This is a genomic window from Polycladomyces abyssicola, assembly GCF_018326425.1.
Taxonomy (GTDB): Bacteria; Bacillota; Bacilli; order Thermoactinomycetales; family JIR-001; genus Polycladomyces; species Polycladomyces abyssicola.
The window spans coordinates 2,561,531-2,578,506 of the sequence record NZ_AP024601.1; the positions used below are offsets into that span (position 1 = coordinate 2,561,531).

Below are 16,976 nucleotides of genomic sequence, written 5' to 3' on the forward strand. Positions count from 1 at the left end.
AAGTTAAGATCTCTTCATATCCCCAAAACGAAAAAAATAGGGTATTTTTTTGTTTTGGGGATACTTTTTTTCTTAGCTTCATGGGTATGGGCCATATCTTCATTAAATGGGGTTTGCAGCCCCATCAGAATTAACTATCCATTTATAATAGAAAATAGTTGCATGTAATTCGCCAGTTGCAGATTTCGCATAGTTAGGAATCCGTCCAGCTTGAATAAAACCTATTGAAGTATGTGGCCAACCCGAAGACTTGATCCGTGTACCCCGCTGTGTCCGTATAATGCTCTTCAATTTGAAGATCCGTCTCGTGATTCAGATAACCATCGATTACATACGGGGCTTCCCGGGCTGTTGAGTTGATCACCAGATCGTGAAAAGCCACCTGTTGATCACTGACGAACCGATAAAAGGTGGACCCTTTTCCGCGGCCATAATGCGGGTTTGTCTCCGCGTGAAGGGAAGAAACCCCGACTTGGACCCGCATCCCGTCTGAGGAGGAAGTGGTCCCGTCGCCCCAGTATCGGGCTAAGGGGAGTTTTTGCTGAAATCGGACCAGGACTTTCTGAGCCTGTTTCATGGCGTCATCGTACATCCGCCACTGGACGGCGTTGGCCATCTGCCGGTAGGAGATGTCTGGGGTGGCCTCCGACATCTTGGTCAACCCAATATTAGTCCCCATTGCCATCAGCGCTGCCAGCACCACGGCCTTTTCGCCTCCCTTTGGTGGGTGGTCGGTGGAAGCATGGATGAACGCTTCGTCAAAACCCGTCCAGTGGGCTACTTCAGCCAGCAGTTCGGTGAGCTTCACCCGTGGTAGTATCGTATACAGGATGTCGCTTAGTTTCTCTGCCTCCGGGGGTGTTTCTTTTTCCAACCGGTCCACATGGAGACTTCCATCTTCCAGTCGGGCATCTTCCAATTGGTTCAGGTTTTCTGAAACGTATTCCAAGCGTTTCCGAAGCGCCTGTGTCCGTTCATCAAGACATTCCTCCACCAAAAGAGGAACCGCCAACCGAACGTTTCCGGTGGTACGGACTTGTTCCCATTCCTCTTTGGACACAAGATATTCCTCAAAATCCTTGTGTTGGCGACTTCCCACTACCGATACATCGCCGGAGCGAATCCGGTTGTGCAACTCGGTCATGGTTGCCATCTCGTAATACACTTTGTTGATCCGGCCTTGATCATCCATCACATAAGGCAACCATCGGTCTGGAATGAACTCAAGGGGTGCATCCTCGGGAACCTTCCGTTTTCCGGATCCATTCAGGTCTCTGATCACATCAACAGCTTCCAGCAGAGGGGCGGCGGCTTTGGTGGATTGGAATTGCATGGCGTCCAAGAAGGTATACTGCCGCAAGTAGTTGTATCGGTTTTTTACCAAGTCCAGATAATCGTAATTGGCAGGACGGGTCAACTCCCGTGCCTCGTCTCGTTCCTGGGCTAATCGTTCCCACGTGATGGTGGAGGTGATGGCTTCATCCAAATCCTGTCCTTTCTTTTTGGCCTCCAGGAGAACAGTTGTCAAATCCACAAAACGCACAATCTTTTCATTCAGCGCCTTCCCGTTTTGCTTTTGAATCTCATCCTGTGCTTTTCTTCCGCTGGTGTGCAAATTGGCAATTTGCCGGCGGCTGATCTCGATGATCTGGTCAGTGATATCCTGGCACAGTTCAAGAAGGTAAGCCACCAAAATTGCGTACCGTTTGGGTTCCGAAAATCGGCGAAGGGCTTGCGGATCATAATTCCGTCCGAGACGGGCCAATTGCCGGAGCCGTTGCGGATGTATTCCCTGTGTGTCCACTTCCAGCCCCAGCTTTAGAATCTGGTTCCGTTGTTCAATGGCCTTTTTGCACGCCCGGGGAGACGATTGACCGGTGTCTTCCTTGATCCAGCCCAGGGGCGTTTTTCCGTTTTCCATTCGGGTCCTGATCAGTTCATCCAACTGCTTTTTTTGGTTGGACGTCAAGGCGGCGTTCAGAAGACGGTAGATCTTCTCTTCCGCCCGCCGCCGGGTCTCCCAGATCAGGCGTTCCACGGTGGTGATGGCTGGGAGGATGATTTTCCGTTCCCGTAGCCAATTAAGGGCCCAATGGATCAAGTGCATAGCATGGTCTTTTTCCATTGCCTGAGGAAGCAGAGCTTTGGCTAACTGCCGGTACTCCCTGACCGTAAATGGACGGTATCCGTATTCTTCCCGGATTTCCCGCATATGTTCCCACCGGGTCGTATCACGAGCAGCGTAACGCTGGAATGTGTCCGGGTCCACATCGATTTGGTTGGCGATGTAGTGGAGTACCCGGTCGGGAACCTCCTTGATTTCCGACAGCGGCCAACCGGTATGTCGGAGAACGCACAACTGAACGGCAAAGCCGATCCGGTTCTCATCCCGGCGGCGGCGGCGAATCAGAGCTCGATCCTGCTCCGTTAGTGTGTAATGAGCTCCCAGCTCCCACTCGTCCAAAGTAGGGGAAATTTTCGTAAACTGCTCCCGTTGTTCTTCCGTTAGAAGCTCTCGAGTGCGGCGATACACACTTCACCCCCCTATTCCCAGGAAAGTTGATCAACGGCACGGCGCAGGTCCTGGTCCCCTGGTGTGGTATAGATGGCCGTTGTAGCGATGTTAGGGCGCCCGTCGGCAGTCATGTGCCCTGCCAACATGGCAATCACGTCGAGGGATACTCCCTTGACCGCTAATTCATGGCAAAAAGTGTGTCGCAATACATGGGGAGTACAATGTTCCAGCCCCGACCGTTGGCCATATTTTCGCACAACAAACTGAACGGCGCGAGGGGTTATCCGCTCAGACCTGGTGGAAACAAACAGCCAAGGACTTGAGGCAGGACGAACTTCCAACCACGATTCAAGCGCCATTCGGACGTCACGGTTCAGCGGTACCTCTCGCCATTTCCCACCCTTTCCTTGTCGAACGATCACTTTGCCTTTCCGTTCAGACATCTCCACGTCTTCCAGGCGCAGGAGGCACAATTCCTCAACTCGGAGTCCCGCATGCAGAAGTAAGTACACTATTGCGATGTCCCGCGGCTTTCGCCCTTGTTGAACGGCCCGGAGAAGAGCACGTTGCTCTTTACGATCTAGCCATCGGGGAGCCCTTCGACCCTGCTTGACAGGTCGGATGGCACCCCAGGGAGAATCCTTTAACATTTCTTGTTTCACAAGCCAATCGAAGTACCGTTTTAGTGCGATACGGGCCTTGTTAACTGTGGCTGGTTTGGATCGATTCAGGAGATACTGTTTATATTCTGTTGCGTCAATTGGGGTTACGTTCTCAGGGTCAAATCTTTCCTCTGTCGTCTCTTCAAACCACCGGATAAACTGATGAATCACTCCCTCGTATGTTTTCAGAGTTTTCCGTCTTCTTCCGTCCGATTTCAGGTCGAATAAAAAATTGGGAATCGTAGGATGCACAAACCGACCTCCTTTGAAAATCATTCTGCGACAAAAATTCAGAGGGATAATCTGCCCTTTGATCGGCGTTCTCTGACGGAACCTCCCTCGATTATATCGCAGAATGGAGTTTCTGCGATACGACTAGATGAAAGTGGGGAACTCGAAATGAAATCATGGAAAGAATGGACAAAAAAACTTAAGCGGGAAGTTTTCACGTTGTACTACGCTTATCAAGACCCCAGAACTCCCATTTGGACCAAAATTGTCATCACCATCGTCGTGGCTTATGCCTTTAGCCCAGTGGATTTGATACCTGATTTCATTCCGATTCTGGGCTACTTGGATGATTTGATCCTGTTACCCATAGGAATTGCATTCGCTATCAAGATCATTCCGATCCCTGTCCTCGAAGACAGCAGAAAAAAAGCGGATTCGATGCTACTCACGAAGAAACCTAAGAATTGGATCGCTGGGTCTATCATCGTTCTGGTGCGGTTAATTTTTATTGGCTGGTTGATCTATCTCATATATACATTTTTCTAACAGAAGGAACCTTTTCGGGTTGATTCTTATCTTTAGGCATCCATAACTTCATCTATCCAATAAATACAATCAATCTGGTATTACCCCTCCGATTTTCAATTTCCACGTCTCTTATTGCTCGTCTTTAGTATGAAATAAACACCCACCGAAATAATAGTCACTATCAACGCCGGTAAAAGAAATTGGTGAATGACTTGGTGGTATCGATACCAAGCGATGTCGAGGTATCGACCCAATACGATAAACACAACAGACCAGAGTGTCGCACTAATAAAATTGTAAATTGAAAATGCAACAAAAGACATCCTGTTGATGCCTGCCAAATAAGGAACCAACACACGTATACCCGCAATGAATTTGGAAAACAGTATGACTGGAATCCGATATTTTTTAAACTTAACCTCGGCTTTGTTCAATCGTTCATCGGTAATGCCCAAAAGCCTACCGTATCGAAGGATCACGGGACGTCCCAAAAACCGACCGATTCCGTAGGCAATAGAGGATCCGATCACGTTTCCCGAAATAGCCACTCCCAACAGAGGCAGCAACGAAAAAGTACCAATGGTCCACTCAATACCCGATAGTGTTAATATAGTTTCTCCAGGAAATGGGATACCGATCATTTCCAAAAGAAGAATGACGAAAATACCGCCGTAACCATAATGTTTAATCAGAGCATCTATCTGCATGTTTGATCCCTCCGTTTTACGGAGTGTCGACAGAAAATACATTGCAAATACCCTTGATCTACTCTTTATCTACTTCTTATCCGCTTTGTTAACTGTTTTCGAATCGGCTTGGCGTGCCCTTTAAAAGACGTACTTTGATTTATTGAAATACCGAAATAAAGCCAGTTTGATTGATTTAACAAGACTGTCATTCACGCAATTTTCTCCATCTCGGCAAAAAATGAAGAAAGCGGCCCTAGCCGCTTGACAGAAAAAACTTGTATAAGGTGTCACCAATACTGAACAACACCACTGTAGGTTATTATTTTAATATTCTGTTTATTATCCATCCGAACTTTTGATTTAGCTCCCCAGTCCTTTTTAAATGAAATCCCAACAGATCTGAAAATGATATGGGGAGGAGTTAACGCATGAAACGATTAATAGAATTGACCATGCAACGAGCGACGCTCATGGTGATTTGCATCGTACTCATTTTGGCATGGGGCGGAATTTCTGCTTATCAAATGCAACGAGATTATTTACCCAATATCAACAATACGACTTTGCTCATTTCGCTTAGAGCGCCTGGGATGCAAGCCGAGCAGATTAAGCAGGATCTTACTACACCGATTGTGGATGCTGTTCGCGCCTGTGACGGAATTCAAGATATTGAAACGAATTCTTATGATGGCGGTCTCTTGGTCAGTCTGTATTACCCGATGAATTTTGATATGGCCAAAGCGGAAAGCCAAGTGAAACAGGCATTGCAGTCCGCAGATTTGCCGGATGGTGTCAATCCGCCAGTTGTGACACGGGTGTCAACCAGTTCGTTTCCGATCTTAACTTATAGTTTGACGACCAACACCACCAAGATTGATGACTTGTCATTTCGCTCTACTATTGCGAATGATATAGCCAGAGAGTTAAAAACGGTGCCAGGAGTGGCCGATGTTCGCTTAACTGGAGCGGCCAACAATGGCTATGTAATCACGCTTCGGATGAAAGATTTGGCCAAAAACGGGGTCACAATCGATGATGTAACGAAATCGTTGACAGCAGCCAATGTTTTGTGGAGTGCCGGTAAAATCTCGAATGTAAAAGTAACAATTCCTATAAATATAGAAGGTTTGTCTTTGTTGAACAATATCCCGATCAAAAACAAGGACGGTAAAAGCGTCCCGCTGTCAGCCGTTGCGGATATTTCCAAATCGTTGACGGATGTAAAAACCGTTTCGCGTACCAACGGCAAGACTAGCATTATTCTAGATGTAATAAAAACCCCGTCTGCCAACATTACTGACGTAGCAGATCGAGTCAAAGAGCGTTTGCAGCATGATCTTCTTATCGCAAGCCACCAAATCCATGCCGATCTATTGTTGGATCGCGAACATGAATTAAATGCGGCATTGTGGGGTTTGGTTCGCGAAGGATTGCTCGGATGTTTATTTTCCATGTTGTGTGTGTTGTTCTTCTTCCGTAATGTGCGTTCCACGTTTATTATTGCAGTATCGTTGCCCGTTTCGCTGTTGGCTACAACTGCCTTGCTCAAATCCATGGGGTATACCCTCAACATCTTGACCGTTTCCGGTTTGATTGTGGCGATGGGACGGATTGTGGATGATTCTATCGTGATTTTGGACAACATTTACCGCCGGATGCAGGAAGCAAAAGGAGAATCGCGGTTGCACACCATAGCGCATGCCGTCTATGAGATGATTCCCGCGATTTTTGCTTCGACGGCGACGACGATTGCCGTTTATGTGCCGATTGCGATGGTTGGCGGGATCGTAAGCGCCTCCTTTTCCGGTTTTGCCTGGTCTGTCGTGATCGCGCTGATCGTCTCGTTCTTTGTGGCGATGTTGATCATCCCCACCTTTAGTTACATGAACTGGAGAAAGGTTGTGACCGAGACGGTCACACTGGAAAATGCGATGAAGCCTTTGCTCAACTTTGCTTTTGCCCACAAAAAGCTGACCATTTTCATTTCGCTTGTTGTTTTTGCGGCTGCTGTTCTTTATTCGGCGTTTTTACCGGTGAATTTCCTGCCAAGTGGTAAAACGGGGGAAGTATCTATTAAGCTGGAATTACCAAAAGGCAGCACCTTGGCGCAAGTGGATGCGGAAGTGAAAAAAGTGGAAAATGTGCTGCGCGCCAACAAAGATGTTGCATCTTATTCCAGCAATTTTGGTTCCAATTTCACCCCGCAAAGCGATGATGTGTTTGATGAAGGCGGCGGTTATATCCAACAGCCAAACGTGGCCAATCTGTCCGTTACATTGAAGAACAAGAATCATCTAGACACCTTTGTCAGCCAGTTGCAAAAAACAATGCCGTCGCTTTCCAAGCAAGTGAATTATACGGTAACCAGCCAGAACATCTCTGGAGACGATTCGCAACTGAAAGTGATTTTGACTGGTGCTGATCAAGCTACCTTGGATCAAGCGACGCAAAAAGTACGGCAAAAACTGGCCACCGTTAAAGGATTAAGCGTTGACGGAAAAATTGACATGTCAGGCGGAACACCAAAATATACCGTAACCCTAAACCCAACCAAGATCCAACAAGCTGGTGTAGATCTGGGGGAAGTGGAAAGTCTCCTTGCCAAATATACCTCGCAGGTGAAGGACTTTGATGTGATGCAGGGAGGCAAGACGATTCCGGTTGATATCTACCTCGATCAATTGAGTGACCAATCGCATCATGTTGACAGCACCAGTTTTGAAGTCCCTGCTGAAGTCATGTCGATGCTGGCAAAAGAGACGCTCACCGGAAAAAACGGTCAATCTTATCGTTTTGATCAATTGGCAACAATTAGTCCTAACCATGCCCCATCCTCGATCCAAGAGCGGGATGGAGAGCCATTTGCTACCGTGACGGCGCAAATCACTGCAAATGACATCGGCAAGGTTTCGGATGAAGCGGAGCAAGTGATTCACAGCCTCTCACTGCCAAAAGGGGTTACTTATTCTTTTGGCGGTATTACACAACAAGTAAAACAAATGATTGTGGATATGGCGATGGCATTGACCTTCTCTGTTCTGTTGGTATTGCTCATTATCAGCGCAGTCTTTAAGGGGTGGAAAGCGCCGTTGGCTGTTCTTTTAAGCATTCCACTAGCCTTAAGCGGTGTGGTTCTGTTCTTAATTTTGTTTGGTGGGGAATGGAACTTAGCTGCGCTGATTGGGGTGCTGATGTTGACAGGGATCGTTGTGACCAATGGAATAGTGATGATCGATAAAATTGAACGTAATCGCATGAATGGCATGGAGTTACGGGAAGCAATTATCGCCGGCAGTCTGTCGCGGGTACGTCCGATTTTGATGACGGCAGGAACAACCATTTTAACGTTAATTCCTCTAGCTTTATCCCATGACACAGATACGGTGATTTCACAAACGTTAGGGGTAGTAGTCATCGGTGGGATGATTACTTCTACCCTCAACAGCTTTATGTTAATCCCCATCATTTACGAATCACTCCAAGGGAAAAAAGCAAAATACATGAACACAACGGAAGCTATTTAAGTTAATTGAACAAAACCCTACATTCATCTGCTTACGCAGAATGAATGTAGGGTTTTTTCCATTATGTGAAATATTTACAATAAATTTATTTTGGTTTGAAATGAACTTTGTTTTTCTACATAAAGTCCTTTACTAACAAATGAAATATCATCTCGAATATGGCAAGGGGGGATTACCCTTGGATTATCAACTTTTCCAATGGATTAACCATTATGCAGGTCACCATCCTTGGTGGGACCATATCTTTGAGGGTTTGACTACTTTTGGTCCCTATTTATATATGGCCATTCTCGTCATCTTCGCTTTACGTTCATCTACCAGACTTGCTGCCATATATGGATTTGTAACGGCATCTTTGGCGATCGGAATGAATTTTTTAATCAGTTTGGTATATTATCGTCCGCGTCCGTTTATCTCTCATCATGTGCATTTGTTATTACCACATCCGGCGGATTCTTCATTCCCTAGTGATCATACCACCGGAGCGGTAGCGATTGCTGTTGCTCTTTGGAATCACAATAGGAAGCTGGGGATCCCGCTTTTTATCCTTGCTTTACTAATAGGTCTCTCTCGTATTTATGTGGGACATCATTATCCAACAGATGTATTAGCAGGGATTCTTGTTGGAACCCTTTCTGCATTATTAGTCATGAAGCACGGGGAGAAGATATTGACAAAATTACCATATGTTCAAGTAAGAAAAGACCGTAAGATGGAGGATTCTTGAGAATCCTCCTCAAGAATCCTTTCTTATCAAAGACAACTCCATTCCAGGTATACAAAAGATTGAATATGAAAAAAATGTAGGAGGAATTTGTATTTACCCGAATGATCTTCTTAACATACTGATGCACATCGTTTTGGGAGTGAGGCAGGAGTGGGTATAGTGTGGATCAAGAGCTATACGATCTGATTACAAGGGCAAAACAAGGGGATAAAAGAGCATTTGAATCCCTTGTTAATCGGTATAAAAGAAATGTATACTATCAAGCTTATGGTATGCTGAATGATGTGATGGAAGCTGAAGATGTTCTGCAAGAAGCATTTATCAAAGCATATTTCTCCTTGAAAGAACTGGACAGCATCTACGCTTTTACTTCATGGTTAAGCCGCATTGTGTATCATTTATGTTATGACCGTTTGCAAAAACGAAAGAAAGTGAAAACCATTGTTATAGACTGGTTGGACAAAAGAAACAAACAACCCATTGATTCCGACAGTCTCATTGAACAAAAACAATTGCAGATTGATTTGCACCAGGCTATGCAATCTTTATCTTCAGAACACCGTGCTGTTCTTTTACTTAGAGAAATCCAAGGTTTGTCCTATAAAGAAATTGCGAAGATCATGAGGGTTCCTGAGGGGACAGTAAAATCAAGGATACATGCAGCCCGCTTAGCCTTACGGAATGCACTGAAAAAGAGAGGTGATCAGGATGGAGCATATTGATCATTTGCTTTCCGCCTATATAGATAATGAATTATCCGAGCATAAAAGAACAGAAGTGGAGAGGCATTTACAAGCGTGTCCATACTGCATGAAGTTGTATGAAGATCTTGCTTCGATGAGCCATCAACTCGTTACTGCTTATGAGAATCTCTCCCTACCTGATCATCTGACCGACAAGGTGATGGATGCAATATACGAAAAGGAAGCTGAATATAAAGCAGAAACATTTCCACCACTTTTTTCTTATACCACATTGCGTTGGGGTGCATTAAGTAGCATTTTTCTTTTACTTTTCTTAAATGGTTTTCTCATCTTTGTAGTTGGTACCATTTTCTCCTTTACCCCAATTAGTATCTTATTACATCTGTTTCACGGGCTTCTGACAGTTATCATGGCCATACCTTATCTTAGTACAGTCATGTGCGTTGTTTCCATCATTCTGATAGGAATTTCTCTTTGGTCGTTACGTCGTTTGTTGAACGGTAAAAGGGTGGAATTTGTATGATGAAACAAAGATTTCTATTCATATATAGCATAATGCTTATCTTTCTTTGTTTTGTTATGTTCAGCGCACCGGTTTACGCTGCCGATCACAGCATCGTTTTCTCTTTATCAGATGATAAAACGATGTTTTCTCACCAAACTGTCGACATCCCCGAGCATAAAACGATTGATCATGTAGTCGAAATCGGAGGGGATGTTAATCTGGCAGGATCCGTACACGAGATTATTGTGATTGGTGGAGATCTCCATATTAAAAAAACAGCACATGTTCGAGACCTTGTATTTGTGATTGGCGGATCCGTTACACAAGAACCTGGAGCCAAAGTAACGGACGAAATAATAAGTTTTGCTTTCGACCATCAAATCGCTAACAGCATACTGATCGCTGGGACTTTCTTATTGGGCTTGTGGTTCTTTCAAATATCGATCACTTTATTGCTATTCGTGCTTCCAATAGGTACAGCGATTTTGGCTAAACATCGAATCGATCCGTTTATGACCCGTATTCGCTTTGAGTTAAAACGGATGATACTGATCGGCATCGTCACAAGTATAATGCTCATTGCGATTGCCTTTTTGTTAACGATAAGTATCATCGGGATCCCATTGTTAATCGTCTTATACCTTCTGCTCCTTATATTTAGCATTATCAGTCTAACAGCCATCTCGTTAATCATTGGTGAGCAGATACCACTTTCAGTGGGGCAAGAAAGATGGTTAACCGCAGCCATTGGATCGGCAATCGTTACATCTCTCATTAACTTTCCAATTTTAGGATGGTTTTTGTTATTAGGGCTTCACTGGTTATCTTTAGGTTTAATGATATGCTGGCTATGGGAAAAGCGTGTTATTCTTATCAAACCAAAGAAATAAAATAAACATCTGGATAAGATGTTTCGAGACTGCTGACCCCTTCCTTTGTCAGCAGTCTCAAAGAACCGAAACGGCCATGTTTCAAAATATGAATCATTCGATGCAATTTTATTTTAATACGGAAAAAACGGGACCATACGTTAGGATACAAATTGTGGTGAAACGTTTCGAAAAGATTTTTCACCGCGAACTTTTCTTCCCTTTGGGAAGTCTTTTTTTATTGGTTCCAAAGATCCCCTGGTATTGGTTATATATCTTCTTTTCATTATTTTGGCTGGTATTCGTTTGGTACAAGGACTTCCCTTCATACAAGGATAATTCACACCCGCCGAGGTAGATCGGCGGGTTTTTCTGACCTTGTCAAAATCCGTCTTACAACAGCACCTGCAACAGGCGGGCCGTGGCAATCCCCACATAAGTCCCGATGGCGTAGCCCAACACGCCCAATAATACCCCCGGCGTCACCAATGACGTCCAGCGTTGGGAGACGGCCAGTGCCAGAGCGGTGGACGGACCACCCACGGTTGCCTGGCTGGCGATGGACAGCGTTTCAATCTCGATCCGCGCCCATTTCCCCAGACCGAAAACAATCAGCGCATGCACACCCACCAACACAGTCAAGAAGAGAAAGACGGCCGGTCCTTTGTTCACCAGCGTCGAAAGGATGGTCCCTGCCCCCATGGTGGCGAAGAAGAAATGAAGCATCAGGTTGCCCAGTTCTTCACCTCCACCCCAGCGGTTGATCGGCGTAAACCAGGACAACAACAGTGCGAACGTTGTATAATAAATGACCGTGGGAATCTCGAATCCGACCCATCGGGCCACGATCGGCGTGATCCACTGGGAAATGGCGACCAACGTCAGTGCCACTGCCGTCAAATACGTCATCTCATGGATAGAAACGGTCGTCGGTCCGCCGCTCATGAAGCCGTTCCCCGCCGGTGCCGTATCAGTTTCCCGCCGGTTGCGGATGGACGGATAAAAACGGGCCAGCAAAGTGGGGATCACCGCCGTGGCCACCATCCACAAGTTGGTCATGATGTTGTCCGCAGCGGCACCCGCAGCGTACAATGAGCCGGATGTATGCACCGCCTGCCCCACGGCAGCGTAGTTCACCCCGCCGCCGATGTAGCTTGCCGCGAATTGCCCGCCCAGCTTCCACATTTCCGGCCCGATCGCATCAGCCAACAACCACGCTCCGATCACCGTTCCCGCCAACGTGCCGACTGAGGCCAATACAAAGGCGATCAAGGCAGGCTTCCCCACTCCCCGTAAAGCACGCAGATCGGTGGACAGCAGGATGTATACGATGGCCAATGGCACCCCGTAATCATACGCAAACGTATAAAACGGATTGACAGGACCAGAACCCGTCTCGATCGACGGAGGAATCACGCCGATATTGGCCAACACAGCCCCACCGGTGATGACGAGAATCGCCGTTCCCAACCAGGAAAACCACCGGTAACGCCGGTCCAACCAAAACGAACCGGCAATCAACAATGTGACGACAGCTCCTACTCCCAACGGGCTGGTCACTAAAGCGGTCTCATGTGGATGCATCGGGTTTCCCTCCCTTTGTTGGTTGACTTTTCATTTTATTTTATACAATAACATGTGATGGTTGGATATCCCCGCCGTAGGCGAAGGCGGGTTCAGAGAATCGCACTGTCTCCTCTCGACTGTTTTGGAGGATATTGACAGATGGATCAGGCTTTGTTCCGAAGATCCCTACGAGGTTATCCCAGTTAGCTTGAAATCTACTTGAGCCGACTTTCAACCGATTGTTTCAACCGTAGAATGGCCTCTTCGATCCATTCGCTTCTCCGCCCCTTTTGAACGGAAAACCAAATCCGATTCTTCATTGGCCAAATTGTCACTTCCAATGTTCCACGATCTCTCCCTTTCTTAAAATGCCAATGAGTAGAACCTGGATATGACGATAGGCTGCCGATGAAAGTGATCTGAAGCCCTTCCTCCTGGCAACATTGCTCGATTACGTTCTTCGCATGGTCAAAATTACAGTTTGTCGGAACTTCTAATTCCGTGTTCTGCAAGGAGATCCCCCCCTAACTTCATCACTATTGAACAAAATAAATTGCATTTGATATGTTTGGTAACCATCAATTGATTTCCTCTCGCCAATAAAAAAATCCCCCGAACACCAGTGCAAAACAACTTACTCAATAATAAAAACCCCTACCATCAACGGCAGGGGTCTACTGGTTTTAGAACAATCTCATGATAAAGCCGAGGATTAAGCCGACCACTCCAAAGTCTGAATCACCAAAGGTCGTCTTTTCAAAGCCAAGGGTACCCAAGAGCGGCAGCAACAGAGCTGGAAGAAAACTGATCAGCAGGCCGTTGGCAAACGCACCAAGTATCGCTCCACGCCTTCCGCCGGTCGCATTCCCAAATACGCCCGCTGTCGCTCCGGTAAAGAAATGCGGTACCAATCCGGGAACGATTACGGCAAGCCCGAGCGCAGGCAGCAAAAACATGCTGATCAATCCGGCGAGAAAACTCATGATGAATCCGATGATCACCGCGTTGGGTGCAAAAGGAAAAACCGTCGGGCAATCTAGTGCCGGTTTGGCATTGGGCACAATTTGATCTGCAATCCCTTTAAACGCCGGGACAATCTCCGCAATCAGAATCCGAACACCGGCCAGAACGATATACACACCTGCAGCGAAAGTAATGGCTTGAATCAGCGAGTAGACGATAAAGTTGGTTCCACCCGAAAGCTTGCTCTCAATAAACGACTGGCCGGCAAAAAGCGCCACGATGACGAAGAGGATGGTCATGGTCAGAGATACGGCGACCGAAGTATCCCGTAAAAAGCTGAGTTGCTTCGGAACCTTGATGTTCTCGGTCGAACTTTCCTTATTACCAAAATATTTCCCGATCGTTCCTGCGACAAAGTAACCCAATGATCCAAAATGCCCTACCGCAAAGTCGTCGCTATTGGTGATTTGTCTGACATAGGGTTGTAACAAAGCCGGAAACAGCACCATACACAACCCCAATAAAACAGAACCGAAGATGACAAGATCGGCTCCTTTTAAACCTCCCGTCGACAGGATCACCCCGATCAGGCAGGCCATAAACATCGTGTGATGACCGGTGAGAAAGATATACTTAAATCGTGTAAAACGGGCAAGCAAGATGTTGACGACCATCCCAAAAACCATGATGAGGGCGGTTTCCATGCCAAATGTGTTCTGGGCCACCGCAACGATAGCCTCGTTATTGGGGATCACCCCGGAAAGGTGAAACGCTTTGTTAAACATTTTCCCGAAAATGTCCAGAGAACTGATAATCACGTTCGCCCCTGCGCCGATGATGACAAATCCCATGATGGTCTTCAGCGTACCGGCGATGATGTCGGCCACTCCTTTTTTCTGCAAAAGGAGGCCGATGAGTGCAAATAAACCAACGAGGATGGCCGGTGTTCCCAAAATGTCTTTCATAATCATGTCAAACATAAGGGCATACTCCCTTCTCCTCTGCTTCAAGCGTATTTACTTTATAAATATGGAGTGAGTTTCTCTTTAATCTCTCCTACATTCATGACGTTGTCCAGAGCGATGATTTTCCTTGTTCCATCGTCCAAGCTGTGAATGATGTCATTCGCCCCGATAAAGAGATCCGCCTTTTCCGTGCGCGCCGTCGCCAGATCCGTATGTTCGACTACAGCTTCTTTCCCGAGTTCAGCAAGCGCCTTTTTCACGTTCAGCTCCATGATGAAACTGCTGCCCAGACCATTTCCGCATACAACCAAAATTCTCATTTGATCATTCTCCTTTCGAATAATGATGGATCAATTTCATGACATCCGATATTTCTTCAGACTGGATCAGTTGATCAATGTTTTCTTCCTGTGACAACAGTTCCGTCAATTGTGCGAGTGCTCTCAGATGAGATTCATCATCGGTAGCAGCCAGTACGATAACAAGGTGAACGGGCTTATTTTCGCCAAACAGCACGCTTTTTTTCAAACGAAGAAGGCTCATGGACAACATATTGACCCCTTCTTCCGGGCGAGCGTGCGGGATGGCGACTTTGGGTGTGATGACCACGTAAGGCCCTGTCTCTTGAATGGAACGGATCATTGCGTCAACATACAACGGCTCAATCGAGCCATTTTGAAGAAGAGGTTTGGAAGCGATCCGAATCGCATCTTGCCAGTTCTCTACCTCGTCAACCAGCTGAACCGTTTCTTCGGTGATAAGTTGGTCCAACACAGGTTTGTCTTTCTCCTTCCTCACCAATCTTTTTTTGTAACTGCTTTTGAAATATCTGTGTAGCGCTTTCGCCAACCCTTCATCATCACGAATGTCGGCATACTGGCCGATCAATTCGATCAAAGCCGGAACATTGAGTTCCGCCTGCGTAATACCGTATAGAACTCGCGTAACTTCTTTACAAACCCTTTGTTTCTCATCAACGTCGATAATTGGATTTACAATAAATAGCGGTGCCTCAGTTCTTACAAACACCGTGGAAAAAACGATGTCATAAGAAAATGAAGAACGGTAAAATTCCCGTACTGATAAGCTGTCCAGAAAGAGAATGTCTGGAAACATCTCTCTCAGTTCTTTTAAGAGCATTTTGGAGATGGCAATCCCTTTGGGACAAACAACAACGGCTTTCGGCCGGAATGAAAGCTCCGTTCCCTGCCTTCTCAACCAACTGCCAAAATGCATCGTCACATACGCACTTTCATCATCGGACACCGGACGCCCTACCAATTGGTAAAATGGCTTCATCGCCTTTTTCACCAGGTGATGAAGTTCCCCATGTTCCTTCAGAATGAGATCCCGCAGAGGATTCTCCAATTCCAAACCAAATTTCACGCGAAAATAGGCAGGACGTAGATGTTGGAAAATTTGTCGAGCCAGTTTTTCTTTTTCCTGCAACACCACGCAGGCATGCTTCTCGAACTCTTCAATCATCTGAATGGATTGGCTCATCAGCCTCTTACTGTGAGAATCCAGCTCATTACCTGTATCTACTATATTGGTAGTAAGCAGTTGAAGGGCAAAATAAGCCAGTTCTGTGGAATCTCCTTCGTCTTCCAACTGCAACGTTTGAGCAAGTTTCTTGATCGCCTCATACTCAGGAGTAGAAACCACTTCATGCCAATCACTCTCCGGCCAAACCAGCCTGTGTCCCATCCGGATGCGGATCATGATGTAGACTATCTCATAAGACAGCTCTGCCAAACGTTCGTCTGTATAACGAACTCGCAACTGATGTTCAATTTGTTCCAGTTCTTGACGAACAATGGCTACCCATTTGAAATCCGTACCCAACGCTTGACCCAGCAGCCATGCTCCATTCTCGTGTGCCAGGCTGGTTCGGACCAATGACCCAAGCAAGCGTCTTTTGTTCCATTCTAATCCATTGAGTGTATAACCCTCTTTTCGGGTATAAAGAAGGTCGATCCCGTATTCTCCGGCGAGGGTTTTGGCTTTTTTGATATCGTTTAGAGCCGTGTTGCGGCTCACTTGGAGTGCACTGCTAAAATGAAGAAGCGACAAGTCTTCCTTTTTCGCGAGCAAGAGGAGCAATACGAATCTGACACGCTCTTCATCGGATAAAATATACTTCTCCTTTGATTGGAAAGAGTCCAATTCCGCCACTGTCTGCATAAGGGATTGGTCAATCCGAAAACCGTGATGCCGGTCGTAATGGATTAGCGGTAGATTTTTTTGGCTCAACCAATCGTTGATCTTTTCCAGATCATATTGAATCTGTCTGCGGGAAAGGGTAAGTTTCCGCTCTAGATCCCCATATTTTACGTTTGGTGAAGAAATGATCTCTTGCAGCAACCGCAAACTCCGTTGATCTAATTGCATAGACAAACCCCTTCCTCACAAACTATTGTATAAAAGGTTATCGAAACTTAGAAAGCGTTTTCATCACAAATTGTACACATTCGTTTGCACAAGATTGGTTTTTGGTTCTGCTTCAGCCACTCTTCCCGCACTTGGAT

General features: G+C 46.1%; 12 protein-coding genes and 1 pseudogene. 6 read left to right on the plus strand and 7 right to left on the minus strand.

Going from position 1 to position 16,976, the window contains the following annotated elements; all coding sequences use genetic code 11:
* Window positions 1-226 precede the first annotated feature (226 nt).
* Window positions 227-2,533, minus strand: a pseudogene (locus tag KI215_RS12865) (Tn3 family transposase); the annotation flags it as partial.
* A gap of 11 nt (window positions 2,534-2,544) precedes the next feature.
* A complete protein-coding gene (locus KI215_RS12870) occupies window positions 2,545-3,453 on the minus strand; it encodes a tyrosine-type recombinase/integrase (RefSeq protein ID WP_212773115.1) in 909 nt (302 codons plus the stop codon).
* On the opposite strand from KI215_RS12870, the gene KI215_RS12875 reads away from it, so the two are divergent.
* Window positions 3,424-3,954 (plus strand): YkvA family protein, encoded by a 531-nt coding sequence (locus KI215_RS12875; RefSeq protein ID WP_338048301.1) that lies wholly within the window; start codon window positions 3,424-3,426, stop codon window positions 3,952-3,954. The two genes, KI215_RS12870 and KI215_RS12875, sit on opposite strands and share 30 nt — an antisense overlap.
* 95 nt (window positions 3,955-4,049) lie before the next feature.
* On the opposite strand, the gene KI215_RS12880 is transcribed toward KI215_RS12875, so the two are convergent.
* A complete protein-coding gene (locus KI215_RS12880; RefSeq protein WP_212773117.1) occupies window positions 4,050-4,643 on the minus strand; it encodes a DedA family protein in 594 nt (197 codons plus the stop codon).
* Window positions 4,644-5,053: 410 nt separating this feature from the next.
* On the opposite strand from KI215_RS12880, the gene KI215_RS12885 reads away from it, so the two are divergent.
* The 5 genes from KI215_RS12885 to KI215_RS12905 all read left to right on the plus strand — a co-directional run bounded on the left by KI215_RS12885 (window position 5,054) and on the right by KI215_RS12905 (window position 10,975).
* A complete protein-coding gene (locus KI215_RS12885; RefSeq protein WP_212773118.1) occupies window positions 5,054-8,149 on the plus strand; it encodes an efflux RND transporter permease subunit in 3,096 nt (1,031 codons plus the stop codon).
* A 178-nt stretch (window positions 8,150-8,327) separates the two neighbouring features.
* Entirely contained in the window at window positions 8,328-8,876 is a 549-nt protein-coding gene (locus KI215_RS12890) for an undecaprenyl-diphosphatase (RefSeq protein ID WP_275956707.1), read from the plus strand.
* Window positions 8,877-9,037: 161 nt separating this feature from the next.
* Window positions 9,038-9,598, plus strand: a complete 561-nt coding sequence (locus KI215_RS12895; RefSeq protein ID WP_212773120.1) for an RNA polymerase sigma factor — start codon at window positions 9,038-9,040, stop codon at window positions 9,596-9,598.
* Complete coding sequence (locus KI215_RS12900; RefSeq protein WP_212773121.1) at window positions 9,585-10,103, plus strand: anti-sigma factor family protein; 519 nt, start codon at window positions 9,585-9,587, stop codon at window positions 10,101-10,103. Before KI215_RS12895 ends, KI215_RS12900 begins: the two co-directional genes overlap by 14 nt.
* On the plus strand, window positions 10,100-10,975 hold the full coding sequence (locus KI215_RS12905) for a hypothetical protein (RefSeq protein ID WP_212773122.1): 876 nt from the start codon (window positions 10,100-10,102) through the stop codon (window positions 10,973-10,975). The genes KI215_RS12900 and KI215_RS12905 overlap by 4 nt, the downstream gene beginning before the upstream one ends.
* 372 nt (window positions 10,976-11,347) lie before the next feature.
* Here KI215_RS12905 and KI215_RS12910 read toward each other — a convergent pair whose 3' ends face one another.
* From KI215_RS12910 to KI215_RS12925, 4 genes are all read right to left on the minus strand, one after another.
* A complete protein-coding gene (locus KI215_RS12910) occupies window positions 11,348-12,538 on the minus strand; it encodes a DUF819 family protein (RefSeq protein ID WP_212773123.1) in 1,191 nt (396 codons plus the stop codon).
* A 665-nt stretch (window positions 12,539-13,203) separates the two neighbouring features.
* Window positions 13,204-14,463 (minus strand): PTS ascorbate transporter subunit IIC, encoded by a 1,260-nt coding sequence (locus KI215_RS12915; protein ID WP_212773124.1) that lies wholly within the window; start codon window positions 14,461-14,463, stop codon window positions 13,204-13,206.
* 41 nt (window positions 14,464-14,504) lie between these two features.
* Window positions 14,505-14,768, minus strand: coding sequence for a PTS sugar transporter subunit IIB (locus tag KI215_RS12920; protein WP_212773125.1), 264 nt, complete (start codon window positions 14,766-14,768; stop codon window positions 14,505-14,507).
* 4 nt (window positions 14,769-14,772) lie between these two features.
* Complete coding sequence (locus tag KI215_RS12925; RefSeq protein ID WP_212773126.1) at window positions 14,773-16,839, minus strand: BglG family transcription antiterminator; 2,067 nt, start codon at window positions 16,837-16,839, stop codon at window positions 14,773-14,775.
* Window positions 16,840-16,976 lie beyond the last annotated feature (137 nt).

Excerpts from the sequence above, each read along its gene's own strand:
- KI215_RS12875 (WP_338048301.1), top strand. The coding sequence starts at position 3,424 with ATGCACAAACCGACCTCCTTTGAAAATCATTCTGCGACAAAAATTCAG.
- KI215_RS12870 (WP_212773115.1), bottom strand. The coding sequence starts at position 3,453 with ATGATTTTCAAAGGAGGTCGGTTTGTGCATCCTACGATTCCCAATTTT.
- KI215_RS12880 (WP_212773117.1), bottom strand. The coding sequence starts at position 4,643 with ATGCAGATAGATGCTCTGATTAAACATTATGGTTACGGCGGTATTTTC.
- KI215_RS12885 (WP_212773118.1), top strand. The coding sequence starts at position 5,054 with ATGAAACGATTAATAGAATTGACCATGCAACGAGCGACGCTCATGGTG.
- KI215_RS12900 (WP_212773121.1), top strand. The coding sequence starts at position 9,585 with ATGGAGCATATTGATCATTTGCTTTCCGCCTATATAGATAATGAATTA.
- KI215_RS12905 (WP_212773122.1), top strand. The coding sequence starts at position 10,100 with ATGATGAAACAAAGATTTCTATTCATATATAGCATAATGCTTATCTTT.
- KI215_RS12910 (WP_212773123.1), bottom strand. The coding sequence starts at position 12,538 with ATGCATCCACATGAGACCGCTTTAGTGACCAGCCCGTTGGGAGTAGGA.
- KI215_RS12915 (WP_212773124.1), bottom strand. The coding sequence starts at position 14,463 with ATGTTTGACATGATTATGAAAGACATTTTGGGAACACCGGCCATCCTC.
- KI215_RS12920 (WP_212773125.1), bottom strand. The coding sequence starts at position 14,768 with ATGAGAATTTTGGTTGTATGCGGAAATGGTCTGGGCAGCAGTTTCATC.
- KI215_RS12925 (WP_212773126.1), bottom strand. The coding sequence starts at position 16,839 with ATGCAATTAGATCAACGGAGTTTGCGGTTGCTGCAAGAGATCATTTCT.